General features: G+C 75.4%; 8 protein-coding genes. 5 read left to right on the top strand and 3 right to left on the bottom strand.

Going from position 1 to position 8,543, the window contains the following annotated elements:
- Nucleotides 1–301: 301 nt before the first annotated feature.
- Nucleotides 302–565: a dsRBD fold-containing protein gene (locus ACFCX4_RS04880; RefSeq protein WP_376139017.1), complete on the top strand. Its 264-nt coding sequence runs from the start codon at nucleotides 302–304 to the stop codon at nucleotides 563–565.
- Nucleotides 566–702: 137 nt separating this feature from the next.
- Here the strand turns inward: ACFCX4_RS04880 and ACFCX4_RS04875 are convergent, their stop codons facing one another.
- On the bottom strand, nucleotides 703–2,214 hold the full coding sequence (locus ACFCX4_RS04875; RefSeq protein ID WP_376139016.1) for an MFS transporter: 1,512 nt from the start codon (nucleotides 2,212–2,214) through the stop codon (nucleotides 703–705).
- Nucleotides 2,215–2,321: 107 nt separating this feature from the next.
- On the opposite strand from ACFCX4_RS04875, the gene ACFCX4_RS04870 reads away from it, so the two are divergent.
- Both ACFCX4_RS04870 and ACFCX4_RS04865 read left to right on the top strand, forming a co-directional pair.
- The gene (locus tag ACFCX4_RS04870) at nucleotides 2,322–3,101 is read left to right on the top strand and encodes a TetR/AcrR family transcriptional regulator (RefSeq protein ID WP_376139015.1); all 780 of its coding nucleotides are present in this window, start codon (nucleotides 2,322–2,324) and stop codon (nucleotides 3,099–3,101) included.
- 143 nt (nucleotides 3,102–3,244) lie between these two features.
- The gene (locus tag ACFCX4_RS04865) at nucleotides 3,245–3,862 is read left to right on the top strand and encodes a hypothetical protein (RefSeq protein WP_376139014.1); all 618 of its coding nucleotides are present in this window, start codon (nucleotides 3,245–3,247) and stop codon (nucleotides 3,860–3,862) included.
- Nucleotides 3,863–4,017: 155 nt separating this feature from the next.
- Here the strand turns inward: ACFCX4_RS04865 and ACFCX4_RS04860 are convergent, their stop codons facing one another.
- The gene (locus ACFCX4_RS04860; protein ID WP_376139013.1) at nucleotides 4,018–4,908 is read right to left on the bottom strand and encodes an alpha/beta fold hydrolase; all 891 of its coding nucleotides are present in this window, start codon (nucleotides 4,906–4,908) and stop codon (nucleotides 4,018–4,020) included.
- A gap of 124 nt (nucleotides 4,909–5,032) precedes the next feature.
- On the opposite strand from ACFCX4_RS04860, the gene ACFCX4_RS04855 reads away from it, so the two are divergent.
- Nucleotides 5,033–5,467: a MarR family winged helix-turn-helix transcriptional regulator gene (locus ACFCX4_RS04855; RefSeq protein ID WP_376139012.1), complete on the top strand. Its 435-nt coding sequence runs from the start codon at nucleotides 5,033–5,035 to the stop codon at nucleotides 5,465–5,467.
- A 158-nt stretch (nucleotides 5,468–5,625) separates the two neighbouring features.
- On the opposite strand, the gene ACFCX4_RS04850 is transcribed toward ACFCX4_RS04855, so the two are convergent.
- Nucleotides 5,626–6,624, bottom strand: a complete 999-nt coding sequence (locus tag ACFCX4_RS04850) for a hypothetical protein (RefSeq protein WP_376139011.1) — start codon at nucleotides 6,622–6,624, stop codon at nucleotides 5,626–5,628.
- A 269-nt stretch (nucleotides 6,625–6,893) separates the two neighbouring features.
- Here ACFCX4_RS04850 and ACFCX4_RS04845 point away from each other — a divergent pair, with 269 nt between their 5' ends.
- Nucleotides 6,894–8,510, top strand: a complete 1,617-nt coding sequence (locus ACFCX4_RS04845; protein ID WP_376139010.1) for a DUF3604 domain-containing protein — start codon at nucleotides 6,894–6,896, stop codon at nucleotides 8,508–8,510.
- Nucleotides 8,511–8,543 lie beyond the last annotated feature (33 nt).

Raw genomic sequence — 8,543 nt, 5'->3', positions numbered from 1 at the left:
GGGGGGGGGGGGGGGGTTTTTTGGTGGTGGGCCCGCCAACACGGGGTCCCCGGCGATCGGGGGGGGGGGGGGGCCCCCCCCCACCACCCGGCCACCGCCCGAACCTGTGCCGCCCCGTTCCGCGCCACCCGCACCGGATGTGTGCGCCGTGGAGCGGTGTCGCTTCGGCGGTCGGGCGTGTCGTGCGCGGTTGCCGCTGTCGGGGCGTCGGGCGCACGCTTGTGGGAGCGGCCGCCGCGTGTGCACCGCCCGCACCGGCCCGAGCGGGCGCGACGGGGGTCGGCGCCAGGAGGTGTGTGGCATGCACAACCAGTGGGATGTGGAGCTGAGCTTCGAGGAGGACGGCGTTCACACGGGATGCCAGGCGAGGTTGACCGGCGCCCGGGCGCCCGGGCTGAGCGCCCACGGTGAGGCGCTCAAGAGTGCGGAGGACCGTCCGCTCGCCAGGATCGGCGAGGAGCTCGCGGCCTCGCGGGCGCTGGAGGAACTGTCCCGCAAGCTGCAGGCCCAGGCGACCGGGGAGATCGAGGACGAGGGGCGCCGGCCGGGCTACCTGGTCTACTGAGGCGGCGGCTCGACCCCGCGCCCCGCACCGCGCACGATCCGGGCGGTCCGGGCAGCCCGGGCGTCCCGGGCGGACGGCATCCGCCCGGGACGCCCGGATGAGGGATCGGTGAACCGACGGGTCGACAGGCCCGGCGCTCAGTGGTCCGGGGCGGTCGGTCGGCGGGGCGGCACGAAGAGGACCGCGAGCAGGGCGGCCACTCCGAGGACCCCGGCGGTGACCAGGAAGGCCTGGTCGTAGCCGGCGGCGAGGGCGGCCCGTGCGTCGTCGCCGTTCGTGGCGGCCCGGCGGGTGGCGGCGACCGCGACGGTCGACAGCACGGCGAGTCCGATGCTGCCGCCGCACTGCCGCCCGGCATTGAGGAGTCCGCTGACCAGACCGGCCTCGCGCGGGTCGACGCCGGAGGTGCCCATGCCGGTGTTGGCGACCATGCAGACGCCGACGCCCACGCTCGTCACGATCGAGGGGCCGACGAAGCCGGTCAGGAAGTCCGAGTCCAGGTCGAGCCCGGCGAACCAGAGCATCCCCAGCGCGGTGAGCAGCAGCGCGCCCGTGAGCGTGACCCGGCCGCCGAAGCGTGCGGTGAGGCGGCCCGCGACGATGCTGCCCGCGGCCGTCCCTGCGCAGAAGGGGACGAAGGCGGCGCCGGCCGCCAGCGGCTCGTAGTGCAGGACGTTCTGCAGGAACAGCGAGCAGAAGTAGAAACCGGCCAGCATGCCCGCGCCGAGCAGGGTCACCAGGAGGCTCGACACCCAGGCCGTGCGGGCCCGCAGCACGCCCAGCCGGACGATCGGCGTGCGCGCGAAGCGTGCCTCCCAGACCAGGAAGAGGAGGCCGAGGAGGACGGCGGCGCCGAGCGTGCCGAGGGTCCGGGCGGAGCCCCACGGGTGGCGGTCGGTCTCCATGAGGCCGTAGACCAGGACGGTCATCGAGACGGTGCCGAGGACCGCGCCCAGTACGTCGGGGCGGCCGGCGAGGGGCGGGCGGACGGCGGGGACCGAGCGCAGTGCCAGGGCGAGACCGACGAGCACGATCGGCGCGTTGACGAAGAACACCCAGCGCCAGTCGAGCAGGTCGGTCAGCACCCCGCCGAGCAGGACGCCCAGTGCGCTGCCGCCGGCGGTCACCATCGACCAGATGCCGAGGGCCCGGGCCCTGGCCGCGCCCTCGGCGAAGGTCACCATGATGAGCGTCAGGCCGATCGGGGCCAGGACGGCGGCGGCCACGCCCTGTCCGGCCCGGGCCGCGACCAGCTGGGCCGGGGACTGCGCGAACCCGCCGAGCACCGAGGCGAGCCCGAACAGGACCAGGCCGGCGAGCACGGCGCGACGGTGTCCGACCAGGTCGGCGATCCGGCCGCCGAGCAGCAGCAGCCCGCCGAAGGCCAGTGCGTAGGCGTTGACCACCCAGGGCAGCGAGCTGTCGGCGAACCCGAGGGACTCGCCCATGGCGGGGAGCGCGATGTTCACGATGCTGGCGTCGAGCGTGACCATCAGCTGGCAGACGGAGACCGTGGCCAGTACGAGGCCGGGGCGGGCGGAGGCGGGTGGCGCCCCGGTCAGCGGGGCCTTGGCGGGTGGTGCGGCGCCGGTCGGGCCGGTGGCCGACGGGGTGTCGGCGGTGGCGTGGGGGTGCGCGGCTTCGGGCATGGCGTCCTCCGATGCGAACAACGTTCGCGTAAGGTAAGCCTTACTTGAGTATCGACGCAAACGCCCAGGTCGGGGGCGGGCCGTCGGGGCCGTGGCAGGATGGCGGCGTGTCAGAGCGGAGCGGCCGGCCGGGCGTCGGCGAGGACCAGGATCAGCGCCGGGACCAGCCGGAAGCCGGGCCGGGCGAGGGGGCGGTGGCGCCGGACGGCCCGAAGGCGCCCGCCGGGCCGGGCGGGGAGCGCGGCAAGTACGGGCGCAAGCGTCCGCGTCCGGGGCTGACCACGGCGGGCGTGGTCGCCGCCGGGCGCCGGGTGATCGAGCGCGACGGGATCGACGCGCTCACCATGCGGGCCGTCGCCACCGAGCTGGGCACCGCGCCCGCGTCGCTGTACCGGCACGTGACCGACCGCGACGCGCTGTTGATCGCCGTCCTGGAGCAGATCGCCGAGGGGCTGCCGGTCGGGGTTCCGGGCGCGGTGCCGCAGGAGCGGCTGCTGCGCAGGATGCTCGACGCGCACGACTACATGGCCGGTCACGCCTGGGTGCCGCACATCCTGATCCGCGGCGAGATGGTGGCCTCGAACGCGTTGGGCTTCACCGACGCCTGCCTCGCCGACCTGATGGCCGCCGGCCTGCCGCCCGCGCGGGCGCTGGCCGCGTTCCGTTCCTGCTGGCAGCTGGTCCTGGGCGAGCTGCTCTCCGAGCACCCCGTCAGCCCGCCGCGCGAGCCGAACCAGCGGCGCGCGGTGATGGAGGCGGTGGACCGCGAGCGGCTGCCCTCGCTGGGCCTGGTGCTGGCGGAGGCGGGCTTCTCCGGCATCGGCGGCCGCTGCGACGAGCTGAAGCCGGCTCTGGAGGCGTTGATCGGCGGTCTGGTGGCGCGCTGACGGCCCGGGGACGCTCCGCCGGGGGGAGCCGCCCCCGGCGCGTTCGAGTACGCATCGACCGCGGTCCGGGCGGCCCGGTGTGCACCGGCCGCAGCGGTCCGGTGCGGACGAATGCGGTTGACGGGACCGGAAGAATGCCCGGCATGGGTACGGACATCAGCGGCTTCCTGGAGTACCGGGTGCCGCGGGACGGCCGGGAGCCGTCCTGGCGCGCGGCGCACGAACTCGGCTACCTGTACGGGGGCCGCGACTACGACGCGTTCGGCTGCCTCTTCGGGGTCCGCAACTACGCGAACTTCCGGCCTCTCGCCGCGGGCCGGGGTCTGCCCGCCGACCTCTCGGCCGCCGTCGGTGCGCGGATCGCGGAGCTGACCGAGCGGCACGGCGAGGACGGTCTGCACGGCATCACCTGGATCACCTGGGCCGAGGTCGAGGCGGTCGACTGGGACGAGCCCGCCGAGCGGCCCGACAGCAGGCTCCACGCGTACCGGCGGACCCCGGACGGGCTCAGGATGACGGGCAAGGCCGCTTGGAGCCGCGCGTTCGCCGAGGCCGTCGGCCTCGAAAGGGGCGAGGTGCGGGAGTGGCCCGAGGGCGGCGAGTGGCTCGTCGGGGACACGCTCTACCGGTCCGTCACCATCCGCCGCCGGGACGCCGTCACCGGAACCGGGGAGTGGCAGCCCGTCTGGAGGGCCATGAAGGAGCTCGCGGCGCAGCACGGTGACGACAACGTGCGCCTCGTCGTGTGGTTCGACGACTGAGCGGCGGGTGCGGGTGCGCGCGTCCGGGCGCGGGCGGCGAGGGTTCGGCGCGGACCGGGACGGGGCCCGCCGCCGGCCCACCGACTCACCGGCCCACCGCCGACTCACCGGCCCGCCGTCGCCGAAGGCCGGGGCGGATGCCGTCGGGGTGCGGGTCAGGAGCGGGGCGCCAGGAAGTCGGTGAGGCGGCGGTAGAGGTCGTCCGGGCGGGCCGACAGCATGCTGTGGTGGGAGACGCCGGGCAGCACGGTCACCGTGGCGTCCGGCAGGGCACGGCGGGCGCGGTCGGCGACGGCGCGGGAGTCGTGGGCGCGGCTGCGTTCGGCGAGCAGGACGAGGACGGGAGCCGTGAGCGTCCGCAGTTCCGCCCGGGTCGGGCGCGGGCCGGTGACCGGCCGGGCGGCGGGGAAGCCCGCGAAGCCGAGCGCGTACAGCTCGCGCCAGGCCTGGTCCAGGTGGGTGCCGCCGCTCTCCCGGTCCAGGTAGGCGCGGGCCTTGGCGGCGCTGCGCGGCGGCAGGAACAGCGGCAGGGCGCGCAGCAGGTAGCCGGGCCGGAAGCCGGCGAAGCACCGGGTGGGGTCGAGCAGGGCGAGCCGTCCGACCCGGGCGGGCGCATGCAGGGCGTACCGGAGGGCGATCCACCCGCCGTAGGAGTGGCCGGCCAGGTCGGCGGCGGGGAGCCCGAGCCCGTCGAGGACGGCGTCGAGCCAGGCCGACAGGTCGGCCGTGCCGCCGAGGCGGGGGCGGTCGAGCGTGCTGCGTCCCGGGTCGCCGACGAGGTCGGCGGCGAGCACCCGGTGGCCGGCCCCGGCGAGGGCGGCCGCGCCGGCGGACCAGCAGGCGCCGGTGGCGCCGCCGCCGTGCAGCAGGACGAGCGGGGGGCCGTCGTCCGGGCCGAAGGCGTTGACACGGGTGGCGCCGAACGGGGTGGGGACGGTGAGCGGTTCGACGGGGACGGGCCAGCGGGCGAGGGCCTCGTCGTAGGCGGCGAGGAACGCCGGGAGGGAGGCTGGGGCGGGCGGGCCGGTGACAGGGCGTGTGGACATAGTCTTCCCCCAGTGATTGCCTGTTCGCCGTACTCACTCGGTGAACATGTATCTCGTTGAGCGAGAGAATATGTCCAGGGAACCCTGGAGGGAAGGACATGCGGTGGAGCCGGAGCGGACGCCGATGCAGCTGGTCCATCTGCTGCGCGGGCTGACGGTCGAACTCGACCTCTTCGGAGCCGAGTTCGCCGCGCGCAACGGGCTGCACCCGACCGATCTGCGGGCGCTGATCCACCTGTTGGACGCCGCGCGGGCCGGGACGGTGGTCACGCCGGGGCGGCTCGGCGAGGCGCTGGGACTGAACTCGGCCGGGACGACCGGACTGGTCGACCGGCTGGAGCGGCTCGGGCTGATCCGGCGCGAGCGCGATCCGGGGGACCGCCGCAGGGTGCGGCTGCTGGTGGAGGAGCGTGCGATCGAGCTCGGCCAGGGCTTCTTCGGCGGGCTGATCGCCGACCTGGTCGCCGCGATGGGGGCGTTCGGGGACACCGAACTCGCGGTGGCCCGGCGGTTCCTGCTGACGATGACCGAGGCGGTGGCCGCGGCCCGGGCGGAGTGAGGGGCCGGGCAGGGGGAAGGGCGGGGTGCCCGGTGCCGTCGGGTGTCGCCCCGGCCCCGCCCCGGCCCCCCGCCCCGCCGGTGGAGCCCCGCCCCGGCCCCGCCGGTGGAGCCCCGGCGGGGCCCTCGGGGCGCGGGTCTCCGCGGCGTTAGCGGGTGCTACGGCCGCAGGCCGGCGAACTCGTCCAGGACGACGACCCGCAGTTCGTGCGCACCGTCCGCGCGGGTCTGCTCGTAGTACAGGTACCAGTGGCCCCGTGCGGCGACCACGTCGGCGTAGCGGACGTCCAGCCAGGGGCCGTCCGGCGTCAGGCGCCGCCAGGTGCGCAGGTCGGCGGAGGCGGCGAGCCCGCAGCGCTCCTCGTAGTTGCCGGCCGCGTCGGCCGAGCCGTCGTAGAGCGCGAGCCAGCCGCCGGTGCCGTCGGGCAGGACGGCGGTGATCCGTGACTCGTAGGCGTCCCAGGCGGTGTCCGTGCCGACGTCGAGGACCTCGGCGGCGCGGCCGGGCGGCGCGGTGAAGCGCAGGCCGTCGGGGGAGTCGGCGAGCGCGGTGGGCTGGACGGTCAGGCCGGTGGTGTGGATGTCGGCCGTGGCGTGGGCGCGGTCCCGCTCCTCCGCGGTGAAGGCGCGGGTGCGCGAGACGGTGGCGAACAGTCGGACGCCGCCGTCGTGTTCGAGCAGGTAGGGGTCCTTGACGCCCTCGGTGCCGGTGCCGGCCGCGGTGAGGACCGGGGTACGGGTGGCGAGGTCGAAGTCCTCGGGCGAGTCGGCGCGCAGCGCGTCGATCCGCCAGCGGTTGTCGGCGGGGTCGACGTAGCTGAGGTGGAGCAGGTAGCCGCCGTCGCGGGGGAGCAGGGCGAAGCGCTCCATGGACGGTGAACCGAGGTCGGCGCGCTCCACCGACCAGAGGTCGCGGAACTCGACTCCGTCCCGGCTCTCGGCGACCGCGCAGCGCCAGCCCCGGTCCTGGTGGCCGCCGCCGGCGGGTCCCGTGTCGCGCGGGCGGCGCTCGCGGTAGGTGAGCAGGAAGCGGTCGTGCCCGGGGTCGTAGCGCACGCTCGGGCAGCCGGCCCAGTAGCCGGGCTCGGGGCGTTCGGGGGCGCGGACCAGGGCGGATCCGGAGAGGTCGGGCGCGGCGGGGGGCGTGGTGATCGGCATGGTCGGCGGGCGTCCTCACGGAAGTCACGGTCAGGGCGGAATCCTCGCCACTTTCTATCAGATCGATAGAAAGTGGCGAAGAGGTCTCCGGGTGTCACCGCCAAGCCCTGCGGCCAGTGCGAGCGGCCTGTCACATGGAGTGATTCTATGAATCGTATGTTTCCTCCTGTGGCGATCGGGCAACGCCGACCGGCCCGGCCTTGACCCACTTCCCAAGATCGGGAAAGACTTCTTCTCAGAGTCGATCAAACAGAGGAAGCCCGATCCCGATGACAGCCCCCACCACCGACGCACCCGGCTACGGCGGTCTCGGCCTCTACGTCGGCGACATCCACAACCACTGCGGGATCAGCTACGGCCACGGCCCCGTCGAGGACGCCTACGCCAACGCGCGCCTCCAGCTCGACTTCGCCAGCGTCACCGGCCACGGCTGGTGGCACGACCTGCCCGAGCGCACCCCCGAGCTGGCCGGCCTGGTCGACTACCACACCGAGGGCTTCGCCCGGCTCGCCGATCGCTGGGAGCACGTCCAGGAGGTCACCGCCGCCGCGCACGAGGACGGCCGCTTCGTCACCTTCCAGTCCTTCGAGTGGCACAGCCTCGCGTACGGCGACCACTGCGTGTACTTCGACGGCCCGCGCGGCGAGATCATCCGGGCCGCCGACCTGGAGGGGCTGCGCGCCCGGCTGCGCGAGCTCGCCGCCGAGGGCGTCCGGACGTGGGCGATCCCGCACCACATCGGGTACGGCACCGGGCGGCGCGGCATCGACTGGGCCTCCTACACCGAGGAGTTCGCCCCGGTGGTGGAGATGATGTCGATGCACGGGTGCGCCGAGTCGGACGAGGCGCCGCGCACCTACCTGCACACCATGGGGCCGCGCGACACCGCGGGCACCGCCGTGCACGGACTGCGGCTCGGCCACCGGTTCGGGCTGATCGGCTCCACCGACCACCACAGCGCCTTCCCCGGCAGCCACGGGCACGGCCGGCTCGCCGTCTGGGCGCCCGAGCTGACCCGCCCGGGGATCTGGGACGCGATCCAGGCGCGCCGCACCTATGCGATCACCGGCGACCGGATCCTGCTCGCGGCCTCGGTGAACGGCGTGCCGATGGGCGGCGGGGCGCCCTCCGCCGACCGCCGCCGGATCCGGGTCACCGTGCGCGGCCGGGACGCCCTCGACCACGTCGAGGTGGTCCGCAACGGCGTGCCGATCCACCGCGTCTCGCGGCCCGAACTCCTCGCCGCCGCGGGCGGCCGGGCCGGCTTCGACGGCACGCTCGGCTTCGCGGTCGGCTGGGGGCGGCGCGAGGCGGCCGTCCGCTGGGACGTCACCCTGCGCGTCGAGGGCGGCGAACTGCGCGACGTGCAGCCCCGGTTGCGCGGCTCCGAGACGGTGGCCCCGGCCGAGGCCGAGCCCGCCACCTACCGGCCGTCCGACTGGGAGCGCACCGGTCCGGGGGAGCTGCGGCTGCGGACCGTGACCGAGGGCAACCCGAACACCGCGACCGATGCCACCCAGGGCTTCTCGCTGGCCGTGACCGGCGACGACCGGACCAGGCTGACGGCGGTCGTCAACGGCGTCGAGACCGGGTACGCGGTCGGCGAACTGCGCGAGGGCCCGCGCACCGGCTTCACCGGCGGGTTCGTCTCGGGCGCCTTCCGCTTCGACCGGGCGGTGCCCGGGCGGGAGCTCACCGCCGAGCTCGACCTGGTCGACGAACGGCCCGGCGGCGACGGCGACTTCTACCACGTGCGGGTCCGGCAGCTGAACGACCAGTGGGCGTGGTCCAGCCCCACCTGGGTCGGGCACGCCGCCGGCGGCGCGGGAACGGGCGAGGGAACGGAGGGCGGGCCGGCGGCGGCCTCCTGTCGACGGGCCGGCTGACGCCTGGCAACCGTCGTCGGCCGGCCGCCCCGG

Source organism: Kitasatospora sp. NPDC056327 (genome assembly GCF_042261735.1).
GTDB lineage: Bacteria > Actinomycetota > Actinomycetes > Streptomycetales > Streptomycetaceae > Kitasatospora.
This window is presented reverse-complemented; position numbering and strand designations above follow the sequence as displayed.